Consider the following 21,984-nt stretch of genomic DNA (forward strand, 5'->3'; position numbering starts at 1 on the left):
GTCGGTACTCACGCGCCAGCACAAATCCTTTACGGCGCAGCAAGCTTCTTGCCCGATCGCCCAGCGCGCTTTTGCGAACTGACGCGCCAGCCCATATCCCCGGCCCCGATCCGCGCCCTAGAGCCTACCGCTGCGCTTGACGAACAGCCGCAGCGCGACGCGCTGGCGCGTGCTGCGGCGTCACCGCCGGCTGCGCAAGCGCCGCCGAAACGGCCCAAGCGGAGCGCTCAGCCGTAGCGCTGCTTCGCCACCACCGCCAGACCGGCGCCGACGCTGCCGTAGGCATCGCCCTCGACGGTCCGCGCCGCCGGGAACAGCGCGGCCATCGCCGCACGCAGCGCCGGTACCGCCGACGCGCCACCGGTGAAGAACAGCGTATCGACCTCGCCGACGGCCACGCCGGCCTGGTTCAGCGTCTGCATCGCCGACTGGCCGACGCGGTCGATCTCGTCGGCGATCGCATCGGCGAAGGTCTGCCGCGATACCTCGCGCACCAGCGATTCGTCGACCTCGGCCAGGTGCAATGGCACCGACTCGTCGGCGGACAGCGCGATCTTGGTGTCCTCGACCCGCATCGCCAGATGGTGTGCCGACTGCTGGTTGATCACGTGGAACAGCCGGTCGTAGCGCGGCAGATCGGTCACGTCCGGGCCCAGCGCGTGCAGCGTCTGGCGCATCTTGCGCGTGTAGGCGAAGTTGATCGTGTGCCACGTCGCCAGATGGAAGAACACGCTGCTCGGAAACGCCGCGCCGCGCTTGAGCAGGCTGCCGAGGCCAAGCTCGGGCATCACCGTCGCCAGCGACAGGCGCTTGTCGAAATCGGTACCGCCGATGTGCACGCCGCCGCTGCCGAGCAGATCGTCGCTGCGGTCGTCCTTGCCGCGCCGTTCGGGCGAAAGCCGGATCAGCGAGAAGTCCGACGTACCGCCGCCGATGTCGACGACCAGCACCAGCTCTTCGCGCCCGATGCGCTGCTCGTAGTCGTGCGCGGCGGCGATCGGCTCGAACTGGAAGCTCACGTCCTTGAAGCCGAGATCGCGGGCGATCTGCGCCAGCGTTGTCTCGGCCTGGGCGTCGGCGGCGTCGTTGTCGTCGACGAAGCGCACCGGCCGGCCGAGCACCACCGCGTCGAAATCGTGGCCGGCCTCGCGCTGCGCGCGGTTTTTCACCTCGCCGATGAAACCGCCGATCAGGTCGCGGAACGCCAGCGTGCGGCCGCCGACCTCGGTGCCGGCGTCGATCAGGCTCGAACCGAGCAGGCTCTTCATGGCCCGCATCAGCCGGCCGTCGTAGCCCTCGAGGTACTCGGCCAGCGCCGCACGGCCGAAGGCCAGCGTGTCGTCCTCGAGATTGAAGAACACGGCCGACGGCAGCGTCACCTTGCCGTCTTCGAGCGGCAGCAGCCGGGCCCCTGCGGCGGTATGAATGGCCGCGGTGGAATTGGACGTACCGAAGTCGATGCCACAGGCGTATTTCATGGGAGTGGCTCGCAAAAAAAGGCCCGCGACATTACGCCGGTCAGTTCACAGCGTCAAACAGGCCGGATGGGTGGGGACGAACGCGCTATGCTTGCGACCGACTATACGGAAGAAACCCATGGAAGACCGCATCACCGAACTCGAGATCCGCCTGGCGCTGCAGGACGACCTGCTCGACGAACTCAACCGCGTCGTCGCCCGCCAGCAGCAGGACCTGGAACTGCTGGCCCAGGCCTTGCGGCAGGTTCAGGAACAGCAGCGCAGCGGCCCGGCCGCACCGCGCAGCCTGCTCGACGACATTCCGCCGCATTACTGAGCGCCGTCCGTCCACGGTACCGCGCCCCCGGCACACCGGTTTGACCGGCGACAAAGGCAGCGGCAAACGTCCGCTTAGACTGGGCTTTTGCGCGCAGGAAACCGCCATGTCCCGCTACCACATCGTCACGCTGATCGGCTCGTCCAGCCTCAACGGCAACGACCTGCGCGGCGAAGGCATGCTGCAGACGCTCCGGCAGTTGCGCAGCGACCTGTTCGGCCCGGACCGGCCCCTGATCGATTTCCACGGCGACCGCTATGTCGTGCTGTTCGAAGGCGACGACGAACTCGACGCCCTCGCCTGGGCCGAAGGTCACGGCGTGGTACTGCACGGCAAGATCGCCAACCGCGCCGACATCTACACCCTTTACCTCGGCTGGACCGGCCTGATCGACCGCGGCCTCGATGCGCAACCGGATCCGGGCTGGCGGGTGCCGCAGCACTGACTCCCCTTCCCAAGTCCCCGTTCGGGCCGGATTCGGCGCTACTTTGGCCGAAATGCAACTTCACCTGGCCAAGCATTGCGTTGTCGACTGAATCTGCCACAAAATTCAAAAAAAAGTCGGTACAACGACAGCAAGAAAAAAGCTTCTGCAGTTCGTGGAAATTGGCAACATCCTATGTGTTGACCTCTTTGCCAGAGCACCGCTTGCCCCACCAGAGCCCCAAGAAAATGCAATTGAAAACATGATGCACTTCCTTAGATGCCGGAACATCCAAATACAGCGCGCGGCAAACTGGCACTTGTCCCCGCCTTATTTCATGGCTTGCTTCCGGCAATTGGACTAGCCCTTTCACTCAGTCCCTTGCCGGACATGCTTTCCCTTCCCTTGATTCTGTCGTACTTCGTCACGGCGTATCCGTCAGCAATTTTTTCTTGGGCAGGCATACCCATCAAAGGTGGTTTTTTCGGTTGGCCTACGCCACTTGGTTTTTTTCTTGGCCTGTTTGTCTGGTTTCTTATTTACACACTACTACTATCTACTTTTCTCATGGCAAGAACAAAACACACGACAAAATAGCCAACACCTGCTCCTCGCTTTTTAGCAGACCCATCTGACGACTCTGCCCAACAACCCCTGATCCACCAGAGCAGCAAAAGCAGGTCGAACCTGTTCCAATATTTTCGGACACCGATAACGCACTGATATGCGGACATCACCACGCACCAGAATTTTTCTTTCTTACCTAGTTGCCGGCCCAGCCATCGGTGCCGCAATCACCATGGTTTTCCTGCTGGTGAGCGAACCACCACCTAACGGACCTGTCGACCTTTTGTCTATGTACCTTGGTTTTCTGTTCTTTGCCTACCCCTTGGGCGTATTGCCAGCTGGTGCAGCGGCAACCGCGCACCTGTGCCTGTACAAGCGATTCACGCGCATGCCCGTTGTAATTCTGGTATGCGCAGCAGGAGTCGTTGGCTACGCCGCCCTCGGCCTATTATTGGGTAACTCGATCCGCGATTTTTCCACGATATCGCACGTGTTTGGCTTCCTGCTTCCTCCGATCGGCAGTGCTTTTTTTATATCGATGCATCTGTATACCCGCCAGAAAGCCGGGCTACTGCGCCAGATGGAATGAGACAAACACACTCATCACAGGTATTGGCAATCAAACAGACCGGGCATATTGGACGTCTAGCGCCCCGCTCAAACATCAGACAAGACCAATGAATTCAAATCCGCTACCGGAAAAATCCAGCCCGCCGATTGCGGAAAAATCCCCTCCAACGCTGTCGGCAGCCATACGGATTCTGGTGCTGAGTGCGTTGGCTGGTGCCGGCGCGTTCTGGCTGGTCGTTGCGTTTTCGGCACCATCGCTCTTCGACATGGGGTACGCCGGCGTTTACTGGGCGATGGCTGTCGCACCTGTAGCGGGGTTCGTCACGCTTGCGCTGCTGGTCATCCAGCTCGAGCGGAGCAGGAAAGCAGGCCCGCACGCGCTGAAACGTCTAGCCGCGATTCAATGGATCGTCATCGGACTGGTCTGGTTTGGATACATGCTGATGTTCCTGTAACCACACGCCAGACCAGCGACGTTCTCCCGGATTGCAATCCGCAAATTGATAGCTTAGCTGGCCAGAACTAAGATCCGGACCACGGGTCGATGCCCCAGAAGCTCAGCCTTCGTCCTCGATGTCGTAGCGCCTGCCACCTTCCGGTCCGCCGGCGATCACACCGGCGACATAGGCCGCCACCGACGCCGGCGTGCGCAACTTGCCGTCCGCCTTGCGGGCGATGAAGCGGCCAACGTCGGGGAAGTCGGCTGCGCTGGTGGCCCGAATTCCGGCCTGCATGCGCGTGTCCATCACGTCCGGGTCGATACTGATGCAGGTGACCGGGAGCTCGGCGCCGGTCTGCTCGACCGCGACGGCGCGGATCAGGTGATCGATCGCGGCCTTGCCGGCGCAGTACAGCGACCAGCTGCCGTAGCCGCGCAGTGCGGCGCCGGACGAAATCTGCGCGACGGTCTTCACCGCCGCCACCTGCTGGAAGTGCCGCAGGAACGATGCGATCACGCGCGCCGCGGTCATCACGTTGACGTTGAGGCTGGTGGCGATCTGCGCGTCCGCCTGTTGTGCCAGCGGCGCAAGCGGGGTCAGGGTTGCCGCGTTGTTGATCAGCACGATTTCGCCCCACGACTGACGGGCAAGTTCGGCGAAGCGGGCGTCGAGCGTCGCCAGTGTGGCGTCCGGATCGGCAAAGTCCGCGCACACGTGCGGATCACCCAAGCCGGAGCGGGAGAACTCGCGCACGGTCCAGTCTTCGGCCAGGTAATGCGCCACCAGCGCGGCGCCAAGGCCATGCGAGCCGCCGGTGATCAGTGCCAGCCGGTTCATGCTTTTTCCCCCTGCGCAGCCAGCCAGTCGGCAGCACCGAGCCCGGCCGTGCAGCCGGTGGCAAAGCATGCGGTCAGCAGGTAGCCACCGGTCGGCGCTTCCCAGTCGAGCATTTCGCCGGCGCAGAACACGCCCGGTTTCGCCCTCAGCATCAGCCCGTTGTCGAGTGCTTCGAAACGCACGCCGCCGGCGCTGCTGATCGCCTCGTCGAGCGGCCTGGCCGCCAGCAGCCGCACCGGCAGCGCCTTGATCCTGGCCGCCAGCCGGGCCGGATCGGCGAAATCGTCCTTGCCCGTGCATTCGCGCAACAAGGATGCCTTGGCGCCCTTCAGGTTCAGCCGGCTTTGCAGATGGCTGGCCATCGAGCGCGAGCCGCGCGGGTGGGCGACCTCGGCTTCGACCTTGGCCAGCGTGAAGTCGGGCAGCAGGTCGAGGTGGACGGTCGCCTCGCCCTGTGCGGCGATCGCATCGCGGATGCGCGCCGCAAACGCATAGACGAGGTTGCCCTCGATCCCGGTCTGCGTCAGCACGAACTCGCCGCGGCGCGTTTCGGTTTTGCCACCCGCATCGGTGAAGGTCAGGGCCACGCTCTTGATCGGCGCACCGGCGAACTTCTCTGCCAGCACGGTGCTCCAGCCGGCATCGAAGCCGCAGTTGGCCGGCGCCAGCGGCGCAATGTCGGCGCCGACACCCTGCAGCCACGGCACCCATGCGCCGTCCGAGCCGAGCCGTGCCCAGCTGCCGCCGCCGAGCGCCAGCACCGTCGCATCGGCGTCGACGGTGACCGCGCCATGCGGCGTATCGAAAGCCAGAGCGCCGGCGTCGTTCCAGCCGGTCCAGCGATGGCGGGTATGGAAGACCACACCGGCGGCGCGCAGCCTTGCCAGCCAGGCGCGCAGCAGCGGTGCAGCCTTCATTTCGGTCGGAAACACCTTGCCGCTCGAACCGACAAAGGTGTCGATGCCCAGCCCGGCAATCCATGCGCGCAACGCATCGGGGCCGAAGGCGTGGATCAGCGGTGCCAGCGTATCGCGGCGCTCGCCGTAGCGGTCGAGCAGCACCGGCAACGGTTCCGAGTGGGTGATGTTCATGCCGCCGATGCCGGCGAGCAGAAACTTGCGGCCGAACGACGGCATCGCGTCGTACACCGCCACGCTGTGGCCGGCGGCCGCCAGCTGTTCGGCGGCCATCAGCCCGGCCGGGCCACCGCCGATCACGGCGACATTCGCTGCAGACGCCATCGCACCCTCCCTTGCTTCGATCATTCCATCCAGTCCTTCCATTCTACCCGCCGCGTCAAGCAGGCCATTCCGGCACGCCCGGGCATGCCATGCACATATTCACACTTCAATTTGATTTGAAATTTCCAAATAACGAGCGTAAATTACGTAGTATCACTACATAAACAAGGAGCAGCCATCATGATCGTATCCAGCCTCTTCGCCTTCTTTGCCGGCAAGAACAGCGACATCGTCGTCAACGGTCGCGTCAACCGGATGGCCGACTTGGCCGGCGTCGAACGCATCGACGGCCGCGTGCTGAAGATCAGCGGCGACCGTGCCAGCGTGTGCTGGCCCAAGGGCGTGAAGACCGAAGAAAACCTGAGCAGCCTGATCGCCATCGTCGAGTAAGCGCTGCCAGTCGCCAGAAAGCCGGGCTCGTCCCGGCTTTTTCACGTCCGGCGGAAACGCACGCCACCGGGTTGGCCCTGATCACGCCATGGCGAGCGTGGCGCTATCGTCGGGACGTGGCTGCTGCACCGCCACAAAGTGCCGCAACGCAGCGCCGCTGGCGGTAAAGTGAAGTGTGCTCCCTCACGAGTGTGCCGCCATGTCCGCCAGCAATGCCGCCCACCTGCAAGCCGTCGACGTGCCGCCCCGCCCGGACGACCCGGCTGCGCCGGACGACTTCGGTCCGGCCCCGGATTTCCGCCAGATCGCCGAGCTGGCCCGCGCCATCCTCGCCGGTTTCGACGCGCACTACCGGCGCTTCCGTACGGCCAGCCGCTCGGCGCAGTCCTGTTTCGAATCCGGTGACGCCCGTGCGCTGCGCGATGCCGTGCGCGACCGGATCGCGTTCTACGACAGCCGCGTGCTCGAGACGTCCGAACAGCTGAAGCGCGAGTTCGGCGCCGAGCGGCTGCCGGACGACGTCTGGGCCAGCGTGAAGTCGTACTTCATCGGCCTCCTGGTCAATCACAAGCAGCCCGAACTGGCCGAAACCTTTTTCAACTCGGTCAGCTGCCGCATCCTGCACCGGACGTACTTCCACAACGATTTCATCTTCTACCGCCCGGCGGTGTCGACCGAATACATCGAAACCACCGACACGCCGACCTACCGGACCTACTATCCGAAGCGCGCCGACCTGTTCGCAACGCTGGCGACCATCCTGAACGACTTCGGCTGGCAACTGCCCTTCGTCGACCTCGACCGCGACATCCGCCGCATTGCCCGCGCGCTGTACCGCCACCTCGGTCGTTGGCCGGTGCTCGGTTACAACGCGCAAATCCAGGTGCTCGCGTCGCCGTTCTTCCGCAACAAGGCCGCCTACATCATCGGCCGCTTCGTCCACGGCGATACCGAAACGCCGTTTGCGCTGCCGCTGTGCCGCACCCACGACGGCCGGCTGTTCGTCGACGCCGCGCTGTTCGCCCACGACCAGATCCGTTCGCTGTTCTCGCTGTCGCGTGCCTATTTTCTCGTCGACATGGAAGTCCCGTCGGCCTACGTCGCCTTCCTGCACGAGCTGATCCCGGACAAGAGCCGCGCCGAGCTGTACACGATGGTCGGGCTGGGCAAGCAGGGCAAGACGATGTTCTACCGCGAGCTCTTTCACCACCTGCGGCACACCGGCGACCGTTTCGAGATCGCGCCGGGCATCCGCGGCATGGTGATGATCGTGTTCACGCTGCCGTCCTTCCCCTTCGTGTTCAAGCTGATCAAGGACGTGATTCCGCCGCCCAAGGAAGTGAACCGCGAAATCGTCCGCGCCAAATACCTGATGGTGAAACGCCACGACCGGGTCGGGCGGATGGCCGATTCGCTCGAGTTCTCCGACGTCGCGCTGCCGCGCAACCGCTTCGATCCGGCACTGATCGACGAACTGCGCGCACTGGCGCCGTCGATGATCGAGGAGGACGGCGACACCATCGTCATCCGTCACCTCTACATCGAGTGCCGGATGACGCCGCTGAACGTCTGGCTCGACACCCACGGTGGCGACGAACTCGAAGCCAAGGTCCGCGATTACGGCAATGCGCTGCGCGAGCTGGCGATCGCCAACATCTTCCCCGGCGACATGCTGTTCAAGAATTTCGGCGTCACCCGCATGGGCCGGGTCGTGTTCTATGACTACGACGAAATCGAGTACATGACCGACTGCGACTTCCGCCGGATCCCGCCGCCGCCGACGCCGGAGTTCGAGATGAGCGGCGAAGCGTGGTATACCGGCCACAAGGGCGAGGTCTATCCGGAGGAGTTCGGGACCTTCCTCTTGAACCAGAAACCGGTGCGCGACGCGTTCATGAAGCACCACGCCGACCTGCTGCAGCCGGCGTTCTGGCAGCAGACCAAGGCGCGCATCCAGGCCGGGATCCTCGAGGACTTCTTCCCCTACCCGCAGACGCTGCGGTTCTCGCGACGCTACCGCAAGGACTGAATCGCCGCGTCCGGCAGCGACCACCAACCGAGCAGCGCCAGATGGGTCAGTGCCGCCAGCGCGAACACCAGCCGGAAACGGGTCTTGACCGTCTTGTGGCGGAAGGCACGCTGACCGAACCACGCACCGGGCCAGCCGCCGATCAGCGCGAGCACATGCAGCGTCGCTTCGGGCACGCGGCGCCCGCCCTGCCGGGCCTGCGATTTGTCGTACCCGTAGCAGACGAAGCTGACGATGCTCGCGACGAGCACCAGCGCGGCCGGCGGCCACGGGCTGCGCGCCAGCACGCATGCCAGCACGCCCAGCATCACCATCACCAGCACATCGATCGGTCCCCGCTTGCCCTGCATGTTCATTCTCCGTTCGTGGTCACGCCGCCGGCGTTAATCTGCGCCGCAGCCAGCAGCGCCAAGCCTGTTACCATTGCCGGCAATCGTGTACTCCTGATCCGGATTCTCCCATGTCCTCTGCCCTGACCGACCTGCTTGCCGCCGCGCTCGACGCCCGCGGTGACCTGATTGCCAAACTTCACGCCGAAAAAACCGACGCCTACCGGCTGTTCCACGGCAGCGTCGAGGGCGAACCGGGCCTGACCGTCGACCGCTACGGCGATGCGATCCTGGTGCAGAGCTTCCACGAACCGCTCGAGGCCGACGAACTCGCGGCAATCGAGGGTTTCTACGGTCGCCACCATGCCGGCCTGCCGGTGATCTGGAACGACCGCAGCCAGCCCAATTCGCGCGTCGCCAACAAGCTCTCGACCGAGCAGCTGGAGATCGCCACGGAGCCGCGCATCGTGCAGGAAATCGGCGTCAACTACCGCTTCCAGGCGCGCCATGCCGGGCAGGATCCGTGGCTGTTCCTCGACCTCCGAGCCGGCCGTCGCCGCGTGATGCAGGAAGCCAAGGGCAAGAACGTGCTCAACCTGTTCGCCTACACCTGCGGCGTCGGCATCGCCGCGGCCAAGGCCGGCGCCTCGCTCGTCACCAACGTCGACTTCGCCGAATCGAGCCTGCTGGTCGGCAAGGAAAACTCGCGCCTCAACGGCCTCGGCCACACCTTGCGCTACGTGCAGTGCGACGCCTTTGCCGCGCTGCGCCAGTACTCGGGCCTCGGCCAGCCGCGCGTGGTGCGCGGCAAGCGCCTGCCGCCGTTCCCGAAGCTGGAAAAGACCGCGTTCGATCTGGTCTTCCTCGACCCGCCGCGTTATTCGAAGGGCATTTTCGGCGTCGTCGACCTGGTCAACGACTACTCGGCCCTGTTCAAGCCGGCTCTGCTGTCGACCGCCGAAGGCGGCACGCTGGTCTGCTGCAACAACGTCGCCTCGGTCGACCGCGACGCCTGGCTCGACCAGATGCAGCGCAGCGCGAAGAAGGTCGACCGGGTCATCCGAGACGTCGAATGGATCGCGCCGGAAGCCGACTTCCCGAGCCCGGACGGCAAGCCGCCGCTCAAGATCGCGCTGCTGCGCGTCTGAGGCGCGACTGCCCTGCCGGCTGTACTCGCTTGCCGGTCCTGTACCGTTGCGACCGGAGGGAGTCCCTGTGGGACGTGTTCGTACGCCTAGCCAGTACCGCTGCGCCGGGCTTTTCCAGCCGCTTCGATAGAAAAAGCCGCCCGTAGAGGCGGCTTTTTCCATGGGGCGATCGGCGCGTCTACTTCGTTGGCGGTACGTTGGTTTCGAGGAAGGCGACGACTTTTTTCTGGATCGCCGCGCCGTCGCCACCACCGAGGATGTCGGCGCCGTGACCGCCGCCGCCCGACACGATCAGCGTATCGGCCGCGCCGGCCGTTGCGGCCATTCTTTCGGTGTCGGCGTGGGAAAAATCGTACTTCGCGCTGACGAACAGGCGCGGCACGGCCAGTGCCTTCAGCGCATCGTCGCTCGCGGCCAGTCCGTTGTACGACGGCGAAATCGACAGCAGCACCACGGCCTGCGGTGCCGCCTGTACGGCAGCCGGGACCGTTGCGATCGCGCCCATGCTGGCGCCGACCAGGCCGAGCCGCTGCGCGCCTTCGCTGCGCGCAAAGGCCACCGCGGCGAGCAGGTCGCGGCCGGCGTCGGCCGGCGTCTGCTTGCCCTGCGACCGGCCGAAGCCGCGGAAGTCGTAACTGAGCACCGTATAGCCGTCCTTGACCAGCGCCGTGGCGAAATCTTCCCAGCTGGTCTGATCACGGTTGGACTGGTGCGACAGGACGATCCACGCGTCGCCCTTGCCGTAGCGCCGGCCGTCGAGCTTGATGCCGTCGTCGGTGGTGAACGACACGGCGGTGAATGCCGGTTTCGGTGCCTCGGCCTGCTGTTCGGCCGGCTTGCGTTTCGGGGCCTTGGCCAGTGCCGGGCCGCCGGCGCCCAGTGCCAGCATCAGGGCAACCCACAGCGTGCGTGATGTCATCGTCGTCTCCTTGTCGTTGGTGTGTGCCAACGATAGGCAGCCGCACGCCACGCCGGTAGAACCGATCCGCAGCGCGACTGTGCGCAATGACAATCGTGACGGTCAGCCCAGTGTTTCTCCGGCGACGCTGAACATGCCGCCGGCCTCGAAGAACGCGCCGCCGGCCACGTGGTGGATGCTGCCCGGCTGCTCGGGTGCATCCAGCCAGCGGCCGTCGCGGTACACCGCCGGATTGGCCCATGCGGCAGTGACTTCGACGATGAACAAATCGTAGGTCTGCTGGTTGTGCGGCTCCGGGATCACCCGGCACTCGAGCCACGCATGGCAACCCTCGAGCAGCGGTGCGCCAACCTTGCTGCCGGCAAAGGTGGTGATGCCGTGGCGGGCGAACTTGTCGCCGTCGCGGCCCGATTCGTTGCCGAGCGCGTAGGCCAGCGCCGCCTGATCGCGCGTCGGTACCTGCACCACCAGTTCGCCGCTGGCTTCGATCAGCCCGCGCGTGTACGTGTGCTTGTCGACGACGACGACGAGCTTGGGCGGATCGAAATCGAGCACGGTGTTCCACGCCGCGGTCATCACGTTGCGCGCGTCGCCGTGGGCGCTGCTGACCAGCACGGTCGGACCGTGGGTGAGCAGCTTGTAGGCATCCTTCAGTGGCACTTCGACCGGCGCGCTCATGCCTGTGCTCCGGTCATCGCCAGCGCGACCGCTTCGGCAACCTCGATGCCGTCGACGCCGGCCGACAGGATGCCGCCGGCGTAACCGGCACCTTCGCCGGCCGGGAACAGGCCGCGCACGTTCAGGCTCTGGTAGTTCTCCTTGCCGCGGGTAATGCGCAACGGCGCGCTGGTGCGCGTCTCGACGCCGGTCAGCACCGCGTCGGCCATCGAGTAACCCCTGATCTGCCGCTCGAACGCCGGAATCGCCTCGCGCATCGCCTCGATCGCGTACGCCGGCAGCGTTTGCGCCAGATCGGTCCAGGTCACGCCCGGCGTGTACGACGGCGTAACCGAACCGGCGTCGGTCGATGCGCGGCCTTCAAGGAAATCGCCCACCAGCTGCGCCGGCGCGTTGTAGTTGCTGCCGCCGACGACGAAGGCATTGGCTTCGAGCTGGCGCTGGAATTCGATTCCGGCCAGCACGCCGCCCGGATAGTCGCGCGGGTCGATGCCGACGACGAAGCCCGAGTTGGCGTTGCGCTCGTTGCGCGAGTACTGGCTCATGCCGTTGGTGACGACGCGGCCTTCCTCGCTGGTTGCGGCGACGACGGTGCCGCCCGGGCACATGCAGAAGCTGTAGACGGTGCGGCCGTTGCTGGCGTGGTGGACCAGCTTGTAGTCGGCGGCGCCGAGAATCGGGTTGCCGGCGTTCGGGCCGAAGCGAGCGGCGTCGATCACCGATTGCGGGTGCTCGATCCGGAAGCCGACCGAGAACGGCTTGGCTTCCATGAACACGCCATGGCCGTGCAGCATCTCGAAGGTATCTCGTGCACTGTGGCCGAGCGCCAGCACGACGTGGTCCGACTCGATCGTCGAACCGTCGGCAAGCACGACGCCGCGGATCTGCCGCTGATCGTCCCCTGCCGGTTCGAGGATCAGGTCCTGGACCCGGCTGTTGAAGCGGATCTCGCCGCCGAGCGCGATGATCTTCTCGCGCATCTGCTCGATCATGCTGACCAGCCGGAACGTGCCGATGTGCGGCTTGCTGACGTATGCGATCTCTTCCGGCGCACCGGCCTCGACGAACTCCTTGATCACCTTGCGGCCGAGGAAGCGCGGATCGCGGATCTGGCTGTAGAGCTTGCCGTCCGAGAACGTACCGGCCCCGCCTTCGCCGAACTGCACGTTCGAATCGGGGTTCAGCTCGCGCTTGCGCCACAGCCCCCAGGTGTCCTTGGTGCGCTCGCGCACCGCCTTGCCGCGCTCGAGCACGATGGGCCTGAAGCCCATCTGCGCCAGCACCAGCGCCGCGAACAGGCCGCAAGGGCCGAAGCCGACGACGAGTGGCCGTTTGGCGATGTTGGCCGGCGCCTGCGCGACGAAGCGATAGGCCATGTCCGGCGTCGGCTGCACATGGCGGTCATTGGCAAAGCGCTTCAGCAGCGCGGCCTCGTTGCGCACCTCGCAATCGAGCGAGTACACCAGCAGGATGTTGGCCTTCTTGCGCGCGTCGTAGGCGCGCTGGAACACCGTGAAACCGACCAGATCGGCCGGCTTGATCCCGAGCTTGGCGAGTACGGCGGCACGCAGCTCGTCCTCGGCATGGTTCAGCGGCAGCTTGATTTCGGTGAGTCGCAACATGGTCGGCAGCAGGGACGGCATAAAACCGGTCATTGTACCGGATGCCCCGCAGGGGCTGGCAGCGCCGCCCGGCGACATCCGCGCAACGATTCACGTCCGGGCGGACGGAGCCGTTGTGCAATGCAACAGCTTGCCATCTATACTTCGGCGCCCGCCGACCAGCCGAGAAACCGATGCACCGCGCCGACCCGACGATCACCGATCCCCCCGTCGCCCCGCCGGTCACCGACCGTCCCGCCGACGTCGGCTTCTGGCAGGCGCTGCTGTTCTGGCTCAAGCTCGGCTTCATCAGCTTCGGCGGCCCGGCCGGGCAGATCGCGATCATGCACCAGGAGCTGGTCGAGCGCCGGCGCTGGATTTCCGAGCGGCGCTTCCTGCATGCGCTGAACTACTGCATGGTGCTGCCCGGCCCCGAGGCCCAGCAACTGGCGACCTATATCGGCTGGCTGATGCACCGCACGCGCGGCGGCATCGTCGCCGGTGCGCTGTTCGTCCTGCCGTCGCTCGTCATCCTGATCGCGCTGTCGTGGATCTACATTGCTTTCGGCAAGGTACCGCTGGTCGCCGGGCTGTTCTACGGCATCAAGCCGGCGGTGACCGCCATAGTGCTGCACGCCGCGCACCGGATCGGCGGCCGGGCGCTGAAGAACCGGACGCTGTGGGCCATCGCCGCGCTGGCCTTCGTGGCGATCTTCGCGCTCAAGCTGCCGTTTCCTGCGATCGTCGCCGCGGCGGCGCTGATCGGCTACGTCGGCGGGCGGATTTCGCCTTCCACCTTCCGTGCCGGTGGCGGCCACGGCCCGGGCAGCAAGTCCTACGGCCCGGCGCTGATCGACGACGACACCCCGACACCCGCGCATGCCCGCTTCCGCTGGGCCGGGCTGGTCCGCGTCGCCGTCATCGGCGGCCTGCTGTGGGCACTGCCGATGGCGCTGCTGACCGCCGGTTTCGGCTGGGCGCACGCGTACACGCAGATGGGCTGGTTCTTCACCAAGGCCGCACTGCTGACCTTCGGCGGCGCCTACGCGGTGCTGCCCTATGTGTACCAGGGCGCGGTGAGCCACTACGGCTGGCTTCAGCCTTCGCAGATGATCGACGGGCTGGCGCTCGGTGAAACCACGCCGGGGCCGCTGATCATGGTCGTCGCCTTCGTCGGCTTCGTTGGCGGCTATGTGCAGGCGCATTTCGGCGCCGACCTGGCCTTCGTCGCCGGCGCTTTTGCCGCGACGCTGGTCACCTGGTTCACCTTCCTGCCGTCGTTCGTGTTCATCCTCGCCGGCGGACCGCTGGTCGAAGCCACGCACGACGATCTGAAGTTCACCGCGCCGCTGACGGCGATCACCGCCGCCGTCGTCGGCGTCATCGTCAATCTGGCGCTGTTCTTCGGCTACCACGTGCTGTGGCCGGCCGGCTTCGGCGGCGCCTTCGACTGGCCCGCCGCCGCCATCGCGCTGATGGCAGCGATCGCGCTGTTCCGCTTCAAGCGCAACGTCATCCACGTGATCGCCGGCTGCGCGCTGCTCGGCCTGCTGTTGCAGCTCGGCCGATGAACGTACGACATTTTCACCACGGCCGGGCGCATTCCGGTCGTGGTTTAATCGGCGCATGGACTACCCCTACCTCGCCGGTTATCCGGCCCAGCTCGTCGATCAGGTCGGCGCGCTGCTCGACTCGGGCGAACTCGGCCTCAAGCTCGAGCGCAAGTATCCGCAACGCAATCCGGTGCAGACCGACCGCGCGCTGTACGACTATGTGAGCGAGCGCAAGCAGCGCTACCTGAAGAACGCACCGCCGCTGGCCAAGATCCAGTACGACAACGCGCTGGGGTTGCTGGCCGGCACGCTGGGCACCAACACCTTCGCCAGCCGGGTGCAGGGCGGCAGGCTCAAGCGCAAGAACGAAATCCGCATCGCCACACTGTTCCGCGACGCGCCGGGCGAGTTCCTGTCGATGATCGTCGCCCACGAACTGGCCCACCTGAAGGAGAAGGACCACAACAAGGCCTTCTACCAGCTGTGCTGCCATATGGAACCGGATTATCACCAGCTGGAATTCGACTTGCGGGTCTGGCTGACATGGCGGGAGGCGTGCTGAGGCCGCGTCAACGCGTGTTCAACGCCGGCTGGGGTCCGGCCCGGGCCGATTCGGAGAACCGCGGTCCGGGGCACGGCACGTAGCCGTCCACCGACAGAGGCCCGAACAGGCGGTCGTCATGCAACAGGACCGCCGGATCCGCCGGCGCGAATGACGACCGGTGCAGCCGCAGCATGCGGAACGGGGGCCGCAGCCCCCGTCATTCATGCCACCGGCAGACAACGACCTAGGCAGCCAGGGCCTTGGGATCGGGGCCGTACTGGTTCTCGCTGGCGCCACCCTCCTGCACCATGAAGACCAGCAGCACGATCACGCCGATGATCGGGATCAGGCCGATCAGCAGCCACCAGCCGCTGTGATCGGTGTCGTGGAGACGGCGCACCGAAACGGCAACCCCTGGGATCAGCAAGGCCAGACTGTAAACGATGCCCAGAAGGCCGTTACTCGAAATGATCGCCTCGATCACCCCCAGCGCCAACGCAAAAATGATGTTGAACAGCGTGAACATCCAGTACTCCTTGCGGCGTGCCCGGCCCGAAAAAACCGCATATTTCTTCAGCACTTCCAGATACCAATTCATCTTGTTCTCCTCCTCCCCTGATCGTGAACCGGACGGCACCGGGGGAATGCCGGTCCGAGGCCCCCTGCTTCGCCTGCAACAGCACGACACCGAACTCCATCGGTCCGCGCGCAAGTCAAGCAATGCCTGATCGTACCCCAGGCACTTACTTTCCCTTCACAACCTTTCACGATCTGTATGAATTGGGCGACGGCCTTTGCACATGCCACGATGGCCACTTGCCGGCCCCCTGGCCACGGGCGGCCCGGCCCGATTTCCCGCGCTAGCGCAGCTCCGATCGCCCGGCATCCCTGCTCACGGCCACGCAAAACGCCGAATCCGGCACACCGGCCTGCACGCCCTGCACCGTCACTTCGCGCCGCCGCTCGTTTGCAGCGCCCGGCACGTGGAACGACGCCGGGACCAGCCGTTCGACGGCCGTTTCCACCGGTGTCGGCAGCTGCGGCACCCAGTCGTACGGTGCGCGGTAGGCGCGGTAGAGCAGATGCAGCGGGTAGGTCTTGCCCCGGTACGGGCTGAGGTATTCCCACACCAGCTCGTGATCGGCAGTGACTTCGAAAATCCGCCCGTTGCTGCCTTCGGTGATCAGGGTATTGCCGTTGGACAGGCGCTGGGCGCTGCTGACGAAGGGGCTGTAGAAGCGCTGGGCGTCGAGCGGGATCACGAAGCCCGCTTCGGCCGGCGTGTACTGCCAGACGACGTCCAGTGTCACCGGATCGATCTCGAGCACGCGCGAGTAGTCGCGGCGTACGTGCTGCAGGCCGTCCGGCGACGCCGGATGCGGCGCGCCGTAACCGGCCCAGCCGCCGTTGTCGAATACCAGCAGGTTGCCCTCGCCGGGCAGGCCGCGGGGGATCAGGTGCGCGTGGTGCTGGCCGATGATCCAGCCGAGCTTTTTCTCTGCGTCGTTGCCGTCGTAATCGGGGCCGAGCCGCCAGACGATGGCGCCGCTCTGCTTGTCGACGATGGCGATGATGTTGGCTTCGCGCGCATCCCAGATCAGGTTGTCCGGATGGAAGCGCGCGTCGCCTGCGTCGTAATGGCGGTTCGGGCCGAGTGCAGAGAGCGAATTGATGTGCAGCCAGTCGCCGACCTGCCGGTCGGCCAGCTGGCGCAGATTCGGGTTCCGGAACAGCGCGGTGCGGGCCGCATCGGAGAACCCAAGTTCGTCGATGTGGTCGCTGGCGCGCCATGACCACAGCAGCCGGCCGTCCCAGCCCACTTCGACGATGCGGTCGTCGAGCAGCACATGGTCGGAAATCGCCGGGTTGTGCACTTCCTCGTGCACTAGGAGCAGGGTATTGCCGCCATCGGTCTGCGGTGTCTGTCCCGGCGCGTAGTAGCCGACCGGATTGCCGGCGCGCTGGAAATCATGGTGCTGGCGCGCGACCCAGCGGGTTTCGCTGCCGGGATCGCTGACCTCTTCAAGCTGGCTGAAGCGCCAGACGATGTGGCCGTCCCAGTCGACCTGCACCAGGTCGATCTGGTCCTGGAACGCGTGTTTCGGATCGCGGTTGCCGCTGCTGGCCAGCAGCTGGCCGCCCGGCAGCAGCTTGGGCGGGAAGCCCTGCAGGTCTTTCCAGACCTGCACCTCGCGGCCGTTCAGGTCGAGCAGGACGACGCCGACATCGGGCGCGTGCAGCAGCGTATAGCCGGGAGCGGCTTTGGCCGGGTTGTAGACGGTGACACCGGTCGGGTAGACGGAGGGGAAGCCCATGGTTGCAATCCTGCGCGGGAGAAATGTCCTCGCTCTTGCAATCGGCGTGCCCGCCGTCGCGCCATGGCCCGGACCCGCCCGCGACCGTCGCCTTCGGCTTGCCAGGCCGTGAAAAACCGCACTGCAGCGCCGCCGATTGCCTGCTGAAAACGCAGCAACGGCGTCCCGGTTTGCAGCAGCGATGCTGCATCGGCAACAGCGCCGTCGGCGCCATGACTTTTCATCTGCCTGCAACAAAGCAGCAACACAATCGCGGGCACCGGGCGTGCTGCGCCTAGAACAACAGATTCAGGAGATGTGCCATGAACACCATTACCCGCCTCGGCATCGCCGCCGCCCTCGGTCTCGCACTGGCTGCCTGCAGCTCGGTCCCGGAAAAGACCGCCGCCCCGGCCGCCGCCGAAAAGCCGGCCGCACTGAAGGACGCCGCACTGGCCGCCGCAGTGAAAACCGCGCTCGACGCCGATCCGTCGCTGAAGGGCTTCGACATCAAGGTCACCGGCAAGGGCGAAGACGTGAAGCTCGACGGCAGCGTCGCCAGCGGCGCCGACATGGCCCAGGCCGGCATGATTGCCGAGAAGGTCAAGGGCGTACGCTACGTCGACAACAACCTGATGCCGAAGAACTGATCCTCCGGCGTCTGCGAATGCAAGAACGGCATGCCCGCGGGCACGCCGTTCGTCATTTAACGTCCGGGCTGTAGCGGACAACGGATCCCGGCGCAGCGATGCCGGCAAGGCGTACGAAACGCAGACCGCACGCGCAGTACGGCAGCTGGCACAACCGGCAGGGTCGCCGCTCCTAGTCGGCCTGTCCGCTGCCGGCAACGACATGGATCAGCACCGCATCCTCGACCTGCACCTGCATGCCCGGACGGATCTTGTTGGTCTTGCGCAGTTCCTGCACGCCGTCGACCATCACCACGCCGCTGGCGACCAGCGCCTTGCCGGCCGCACCGCTGTCGACCACGCCGCACAGTTTCAGCAGATCGTTCAGCGCGATGTATTCGTCGTAGATTTCGACTTCAAGCGTTTGCATGTCAGGCCCGGCGGCAATGGCTAAAACGCGATTCTAGCACCGGGATCCGGCCGCCTTCCTTTCAGCGTTGCAAGGTACTGGCGGCGGCAAGCCGTTCGCGCATAATACGCATCCCGACCGCCCCCTCTGACTAGGAACACCGCAATGGCAGGAACCAGCCTACTGGCCTTGATCGACGATATCGCCTCGGTCCTCGACGACGTCGCGGTGATGACCAAGGTCGCCGCGAAAAAGACCGCCGGCGTGCTCGGCGACGATCTGGCGCTGAATGCCGAACAGGTCTCGGGCGTGCGCGCCGAACGCGAGCTGCCGGTCGTCTGGGCGGTGGCGATGGGATCGGTGCGCAACAAGCTGATCCTGGTGCCGGCGGCGCTGGCGATCAGCGCCTTCGCGCCGAAGCTGGTGATTCCGCTGCTGATGATCGGCGGCGCCTACCTGTGCTTCGAGGGCGTCGAGAAACTCGCGCACAAGCTGTTCCACGGCAAGGACGAAGCCGCACACGCCGAGCGCATCGAAGCACTGGCCGACCCGGCCGTCGACCTCGTCGCGTACGAGAAGGACAAGATCAAGGGCGCGATCCGCACCGACTTCGTGCTGTCGGCCGAAATCATCGTCATCGCGCTCGGCACCGTTGCCGGTGCCAGTTTCGTCAACCAGCTGGCCGTGCTGGCCGGCATCGCCGTGATCATGACCGTCGGCGTTTACGGCTTCGTCGCCGGCATCGTCAAGCTCGACGACATCGGCCTGCATCTGGACCGCACCAGCAAGAACGCCGCCGTGCGCGCCTTCGGCCGCGGCCTGCTCGGCTTTGCGCCGTGGCTGATGAAGGCACTGACCGTCGTCGGCACAGCGGCAATGTTCCTCGTCGGCGGCGGCATCCTCGCCCATGGGCTGCCGGTGGTGCACCACGCGATCGACGCCGCCGCGGCCGCCTGCGGCCCGGCCGGCTTCATCGTCCCGACCGTGCTGAACGGCCTGTTCGGCATCGTTGCCGGAACCGTCGTGCTGGGCGTCGTGTCGGTGTTCGGCAGGATCGCCGGCGCCTTCAGGCCCAAGTCCGCCTGACCAACACCAACGCCAACGCCACTGTGTCGACCCGCAGCGATGAATCCATCGGGAGCCTTGCTCTGGCAGCACTTGCCGAGATTGGCTGGATCATCGTCCTGATCGCTGCTGCTGCTCGGTTGTCGGCAGCGGCAGGGCTTGCCGGCTGGTTCTGCATCGCAGTCCTGATGCTGATCAGCCAACGATGCTACGGCACGGTATCGTTGCGCTTCATGCAGGCCCAGTTTTTCTGGACGATCGGATTGGCGCTCGGCGTGGTCGACGCGATGCCCGGCCCGATTTCCGGTCTCGCGGCCGGCTTCGGCGTTTTCGTCACGGGCCTGTTCGCACAGATGTGGATGGAGCGCCGATTCAAGCTGCGCACCAGCAAGTCGCTGACCGCGGAGCAAAGCCCGGACACGCCGAATCTGCCCAAAGGCGGGAGTGCATGGGGCGGCGACGAGCCTTACCGGACACCGGAGGGCGAACCGGTCCGTGTCCTCTATCACAGCGAAATCGCGATGGGCGGGCCGCAAGTCCTCACCTACCTGCTCGATCACTGCGTCATCGACGGTGCGTCACCGTCGGCGCGCTTTTCCAGCGACGGCCGCTACTTCGTTTCACCGATGCCCAGCCGTGGCGCATGGCAACTGCTCGTCTTTGATCGCGCCGAACGCCAGTTGTACCACTGCAACGACGAGCGTTTCTGGGAGCTGGATCACGTCAGCGACACCACGCTCTACGGCCGCTGCTACCCGCGAACCGACGATCGTGCATTCCAGGCCGACATCGCCACGCTGCTTGCGAACGCCAAATCCATTCCGCTGGTCCAGATTCGCGATCTGTGGGTTCCTGAAACGGAAGTAAGTGAACTCAGCCTCGAACCGCGCGTGCTGGAGAGCCATGGCGCGCAACTCACCGCGCACCTTTGGCTACCGGAATCGCTCGCGGCACTCGACGAGCCGCTGGCGCCATTGAATCGCCCCCGAGACGAGCTCCGGATCGACGGCCACGCCAGCGGTCTACTGCTTGCCCATACCGACCCCGAGCTGGTCTGGCGCAGCGACGGCCAGGCCTTTGTCTGCCGCACGGCCTGGGCCAGAACGGCAGAATGTACGTTCTGGCACTGGGAACAGGGTCGGGGATTGCGGCAACTGGCCGAGCCCTGGCAATCGCTCGAGCGGGAGCCGCACGGCGGTCTCGCCGGCCTTGTCGCGCTCGGCCATGACGCGGCACGTCTGAAAACATCCCTCAGCACCCCCGAACTGAGTCGGGGCGACCACGGCACTTTATCCAGTTCTTCGCCCACCCTGACGCTCGATTTCGGTAATGACGGTCGGGCGATCACTACGGAGGTCGGATCATGCAAGCTGGAAGCGCTGCTACCGCTCGACGGCCCGGGTGGACGCAGCGCCTGCATCCTCGAAAGCCTGCCGGCACGGCAAGGCCGCCGGGTGAGCTGGCGCTGGTTGCGCGACAGCAGCGACGGCACGCTGGGTGCGTATCGCTGCCGGATCGGCGACTGGACGCTCGAAGGCGAATGGCTGATCGACCACCGCATTTCCGACTGCGGCCGCTACGTGGCGCTGGTCGCCTTTGCCGATGCCCCGGCCGTGCCGTCCCGACTGGCCATTGCCGACCTGGAAAGCGATGTGCTGCACTGGGCTGCCACGCCTTTTCCCGGGGTTCAGCTCCAGGGGTTTGTCCAACAACAGCTGCACCTGATTTACCTGCTCGGTCGCTACGACGAGCCGGAGCACCAACCGCCCGGCCAGGGTAATCCCGGTCTGCTGCGGCGCTTTGACCAGCCCTTGCCACCGGCCGAGCACGCGCTGGCCTTCCTGCCGCTACGCAAGGCCTCCAGGTTGTACTACGAGCAAGCCTGCCTCGTGTACGGCGACCAAGGCTGGAACGTCCGGCCCCGACTCCGCCCGATCGCGTCGCCGCCGGACTCGCTCACGCAAGGCCACTTCATTTACCCTGCGCCATCCCGCACCGATTCCGCGGCGGCATTCGGTTTCGATGAGGAACTGGTCTTCCCGACGGACGACACCCGGGTCGCCGTCAGCATCGATGGCTATTTGCTCACGACCTCCGGCTGCGGACTGGCGAATATCGGCCCGGCGATGATCTGGTCCGACGATGGGCGCTATCTGGCTCTGACGCGCTACGTGCGTCGCCACGCCGAAGCCGGACTGGCTGAGGACGAATGGCGACTGTTGCTGCTGGATACACAGGCGAGAACCCTGAGGCGCTACAAGGACGGCTTGGGCTGTCTGCCCCGCTTCGAGCGGTTTTCCGGACGGCTCGACTATGCCGTGGAAAGCGGTTCTTCAGCGAAGCCGCTGCAACCCTTTTCACTCCGTCTCGCCGAGCTGCTGCAAGCACCGGCAGAAGCACTGCACGAATGTGATGGCCGCTGGTTGCCGCAAGGCGAACTGCATCGGCAGCACTACTGGCGCCGCATCAGCATCGACACCTGAACGGACCGAGCGGCCCTGCAACAAGGGTACACGCATGTAC

22 protein-coding genes are annotated in these 21,984 nt (G+C 65.5%); 12 read left to right on the plus strand and 10 right to left on the minus strand.

All coding sequences use genetic code 11. From position 1 onward, the window contains the following. Nucleotides 1–227: 227 nt before the first annotated feature. Complete coding sequence (locus tag IE097_RS09055) at nt 228–1,478, minus strand: Hsp70 family protein (RefSeq protein WP_189459955.1); 1,251 nt, start codon at nt 1,476–1,478, stop codon at nt 228–230. Between the two features lie 118 nt (nt 1,479–1,596). Between IE097_RS09055 and IE097_RS09060 the strand changes: the two genes are divergently transcribed. From IE097_RS09060 to IE097_RS09075, 4 genes are all read left to right on the plus strand, one after another. After that, entirely contained in the window at nt 1,597–1,794 is a 198-nt protein-coding gene (locus IE097_RS09060; protein ID WP_189459957.1) for a SlyX family protein, read from the plus strand. A 106-nt stretch (nt 1,795–1,900) separates the two neighbouring features. Next, nucleotides 1,901–2,239 (plus strand): hypothetical protein, encoded by a 339-nt coding sequence (locus IE097_RS09065; protein WP_189459959.1) that lies wholly within the window; start codon nt 1,901–1,903, stop codon nt 2,237–2,239. A gap of 778 nt (nt 2,240–3,017) precedes the next feature. Then, entirely contained in the window at nt 3,018–3,374 is a 357-nt protein-coding gene (locus IE097_RS09070; protein WP_189459960.1) for a hypothetical protein, read from the plus strand. Between the two features lie 88 nt (nt 3,375–3,462). Beyond that, entirely contained in the window at nt 3,463–3,810 is a 348-nt protein-coding gene (locus IE097_RS09075) for a hypothetical protein (RefSeq protein WP_189459962.1), read from the plus strand. A 102-nt stretch (nt 3,811–3,912) separates the two neighbouring features. Here the strand turns inward: IE097_RS09075 and IE097_RS09080 are convergent, their stop codons facing one another. Further along, nucleotides 3,913–4,632, minus strand: coding sequence for an SDR family NAD(P)-dependent oxidoreductase (locus IE097_RS09080; RefSeq protein ID WP_189459964.1), 720 nt, complete (start codon nt 4,630–4,632; stop codon nt 3,913–3,915). Continuing rightward, nucleotides 4,629–5,897 (minus strand): TIGR03862 family flavoprotein, encoded by a 1,269-nt coding sequence (locus IE097_RS09085; RefSeq protein WP_189459966.1) that lies wholly within the window; start codon nt 5,895–5,897, stop codon nt 4,629–4,631. Before IE097_RS09085 ends, IE097_RS09080 begins: the two co-directional genes overlap by 4 nt. A 156-nt stretch (nt 5,898–6,053) precedes the next feature. Between IE097_RS09085 and IE097_RS09090 the strand changes: the two genes are divergently transcribed. Both IE097_RS09090 and aceK read left to right on the plus strand, forming a co-directional pair. Further along, nucleotides 6,054–6,263, plus strand: coding sequence for a hypothetical protein (locus IE097_RS09090; protein WP_070530016.1), 210 nt, complete (start codon nt 6,054–6,056; stop codon nt 6,261–6,263). 199 nt (nt 6,264–6,462) lie between these two features. Further along, nucleotides 6,463–8,292, plus strand: a complete 1,830-nt coding sequence (aceK, locus tag IE097_RS09095; protein ID WP_189459967.1) for a bifunctional isocitrate dehydrogenase kinase/phosphatase — start codon at nt 6,463–6,465, stop codon at nt 8,290–8,292. Here the strand turns inward: aceK and IE097_RS09100 are convergent. Next, nucleotides 8,277–8,648: a DUF1294 domain-containing protein gene (locus IE097_RS09100; RefSeq protein WP_229797506.1), complete on the minus strand. Its 372-nt coding sequence runs from the start codon at nt 8,646–8,648 to the stop codon at nt 8,277–8,279. The two genes, aceK and IE097_RS09100, sit on opposite strands and share 16 nt — an antisense overlap. A gap of 104 nt (nt 8,649–8,752) precedes the next feature. Between IE097_RS09100 and IE097_RS09105 the strand changes: the two genes are divergently transcribed. Further along, on the plus strand, nt 8,753–9,769 hold the full coding sequence (locus IE097_RS09105; RefSeq protein WP_189459969.1) for a class I SAM-dependent rRNA methyltransferase: 1,017 nt from the start codon (nt 8,753–8,755) through the stop codon (nt 9,767–9,769). A 178-nt stretch (nt 9,770–9,947) separates the two neighbouring features. Here IE097_RS09105 and IE097_RS09110 read toward each other — a convergent pair whose 3' ends face one another. The 3 genes from IE097_RS09110 to IE097_RS09120 form a co-directional block, all read right to left on the minus strand. Then, a complete protein-coding gene (locus IE097_RS09110; protein ID WP_189459971.1) occupies nt 9,948–10,688 on the minus strand; it encodes an alpha/beta hydrolase in 741 nt (246 codons plus the stop codon). Between the two features lie 102 nt (nt 10,689–10,790). Next, nucleotides 10,791–11,366, minus strand: coding sequence for a flavin reductase family protein (locus tag IE097_RS09115; RefSeq protein WP_189459973.1), 576 nt, complete (start codon nt 11,364–11,366; stop codon nt 10,791–10,793). Then, on the minus strand, nt 11,363–13,009 hold the full coding sequence (locus IE097_RS09120; RefSeq protein ID WP_229797507.1) for an NAD(P)/FAD-dependent oxidoreductase: 1,647 nt from the start codon (nt 13,007–13,009) through the stop codon (nt 11,363–11,365). Before IE097_RS09120 ends, IE097_RS09115 begins: the two co-directional genes overlap by 4 nt. A 152-nt stretch (nt 13,010–13,161) precedes the next feature. Here IE097_RS09120 and chrA point away from each other — a divergent pair, with 152 nt between their 5' ends. After that, complete coding sequence (chrA, locus tag IE097_RS09125; protein ID WP_189459975.1) at nt 13,162–14,538, plus strand: chromate efflux transporter; 1,377 nt, start codon at nt 13,162–13,164, stop codon at nt 14,536–14,538. A 55-nt stretch (nt 14,539–14,593) separates the two neighbouring features. Beyond that, nucleotides 14,594–15,082 (plus strand): M48 metallopeptidase family protein, encoded by a 489-nt coding sequence (locus IE097_RS09130; protein ID WP_189459976.1) that lies wholly within the window; start codon nt 14,594–14,596, stop codon nt 15,080–15,082. Nucleotides 15,083–15,308: 226 nt separating this feature from the next. On the opposite strand, the gene IE097_RS09135 is transcribed toward IE097_RS09130, so the two are convergent. Continuing rightward, on the minus strand, nt 15,309–15,662 hold the full coding sequence (locus IE097_RS09135) for a DUF805 domain-containing protein (RefSeq protein WP_189459978.1): 354 nt from the start codon (nt 15,660–15,662) through the stop codon (nt 15,309–15,311). Nucleotides 15,663–15,924: 262 nt separating this feature from the next. Next, a complete protein-coding gene (locus IE097_RS09140) occupies nt 15,925–17,379 on the minus strand; it encodes an aryl-sulfate sulfotransferase (protein WP_189459980.1) in 1,455 nt (484 codons plus the stop codon). Nucleotides 17,380–17,681: 302 nt separating this feature from the next. Here IE097_RS09140 and IE097_RS09145 point away from each other — a divergent pair, with 302 nt between their 5' ends. After that, nucleotides 17,682–18,008 (plus strand): BON domain-containing protein, encoded by a 327-nt coding sequence (locus IE097_RS09145; protein ID WP_189459982.1) that lies wholly within the window; start codon nt 17,682–17,684, stop codon nt 18,006–18,008. A gap of 172 nt (nt 18,009–18,180) precedes the next feature. On the opposite strand, the gene IE097_RS09150 is transcribed toward IE097_RS09145, so the two are convergent. Then, nucleotides 18,181–18,417, minus strand: coding sequence for an RNA-binding S4 domain-containing protein (locus IE097_RS09150; RefSeq protein ID WP_189459984.1), 237 nt, complete (start codon nt 18,415–18,417; stop codon nt 18,181–18,183). Between the two features lie 144 nt (nt 18,418–18,561). On the opposite strand from IE097_RS09150, the gene IE097_RS09155 reads away from it, so the two are divergent. Beyond that, a complete protein-coding gene (locus IE097_RS09155) occupies nt 18,562–19,482 on the plus strand; it encodes a DUF808 domain-containing protein (RefSeq protein ID WP_189459986.1) in 921 nt (306 codons plus the stop codon). 23 nt (nt 19,483–19,505) lie between these two features. Next, on the plus strand, nt 19,506–21,944 hold the full coding sequence (locus IE097_RS09160; protein ID WP_189459988.1) for a ferredoxin: 2,439 nt from the start codon (nt 19,506–19,508) through the stop codon (nt 21,942–21,944). Nucleotides 21,945–21,984: the final 40 nt, after the last annotated feature.

The sequence above is a fragment of the Jeongeupia chitinilytica genome, from assembly GCF_014652315.1.
Lineage (GTDB): Bacteria > Pseudomonadota > Gammaproteobacteria > Burkholderiales > Chitinibacteraceae > Jeongeupia > Jeongeupia chitinilytica.

Bases quoted from the DNA above. Each gene is read 5' to 3' on its own strand.
- IE097_RS09080 (WP_189459964.1), bottom strand. From the start codon at position 4,632: ATGAACCGGCTGGCACTGATCACCGGCGGCTCGCATGGCCTTGGCGCC.
- IE097_RS09060 (WP_189459957.1), top strand. From the start codon at position 1,597: ATGGAAGACCGCATCACCGAACTCGAGATCCGCCTGGCGCTGCAGGAC.
- IE097_RS09140 (WP_189459980.1), bottom strand. From the start codon at position 17,379: ATGGGCTTCCCCTCCGTCTACCCGACCGGTGTCACCGTCTACAACCCG.
- aceK (WP_189459967.1), top strand. From the start codon at position 6,463: ATGTCCGCCAGCAATGCCGCCCACCTGCAAGCCGTCGACGTGCCGCCC.
- IE097_RS09110 (WP_189459971.1), bottom strand. From the start codon at position 10,688: ATGACATCACGCACGCTGTGGGTTGCCCTGATGCTGGCACTGGGCGCC.
- IE097_RS09075 (WP_189459962.1), top strand. From the start codon at position 3,463: ATGAATTCAAATCCGCTACCGGAAAAATCCAGCCCGCCGATTGCGGAA.
- IE097_RS09085 (WP_189459966.1), bottom strand. From the start codon at position 5,897: ATGATCGAAGCAAGGGAGGGTGCGATGGCGTCTGCAGCGAATGTCGCC.
- IE097_RS09105 (WP_189459969.1), top strand. From the start codon at position 8,753: ATGTCCTCTGCCCTGACCGACCTGCTTGCCGCCGCGCTCGACGCCCGC.
- IE097_RS09115 (WP_189459973.1), bottom strand. From the start codon at position 11,366: ATGAGCGCGCCGGTCGAAGTGCCACTGAAGGATGCCTACAAGCTGCTC.
- IE097_RS09070 (WP_189459960.1), top strand. From the start codon at position 3,018: ATGGTTTTCCTGCTGGTGAGCGAACCACCACCTAACGGACCTGTCGAC.
- IE097_RS09130 (WP_189459976.1), top strand. From the start codon at position 14,594: ATGGACTACCCCTACCTCGCCGGTTATCCGGCCCAGCTCGTCGATCAG.
- IE097_RS09135 (WP_189459978.1), bottom strand. From the start codon at position 15,662: ATGAATTGGTATCTGGAAGTGCTGAAGAAATATGCGGTTTTTTCGGGC.
- IE097_RS09120 (WP_229797507.1), bottom strand. From the start codon at position 13,009: ATGCCGTCCCTGCTGCCGACCATGTTGCGACTCACCGAAATCAAGCTG.
- IE097_RS09155 (WP_189459986.1), top strand. From the start codon at position 18,562: ATGGCAGGAACCAGCCTACTGGCCTTGATCGACGATATCGCCTCGGTC.
- chrA (WP_189459975.1), top strand. From the start codon at position 13,162: ATGCACCGCGCCGACCCGACGATCACCGATCCCCCCGTCGCCCCGCCG.
- IE097_RS09090 (WP_070530016.1), top strand. From the start codon at position 6,054: ATGATCGTATCCAGCCTCTTCGCCTTCTTTGCCGGCAAGAACAGCGAC.
- IE097_RS09055 (WP_189459955.1), bottom strand. From the start codon at position 1,478: ATGAAATACGCCTGTGGCATCGACTTCGGTACGTCCAATTCCACCGCG.
- IE097_RS09100 (WP_229797506.1), bottom strand. From the start codon at position 8,648: ATGAACATGCAGGGCAAGCGGGGACCGATCGATGTGCTGGTGATGGTG.
- IE097_RS09065 (WP_189459959.1), top strand. From the start codon at position 1,901: ATGTCCCGCTACCACATCGTCACGCTGATCGGCTCGTCCAGCCTCAAC.
- IE097_RS09150 (WP_189459984.1), bottom strand. From the start codon at position 18,417: ATGCAAACGCTTGAAGTCGAAATCTACGACGAATACATCGCGCTGAAC.
- IE097_RS09145 (WP_189459982.1), top strand. From the start codon at position 17,682: ATGAACACCATTACCCGCCTCGGCATCGCCGCCGCCCTCGGTCTCGCA.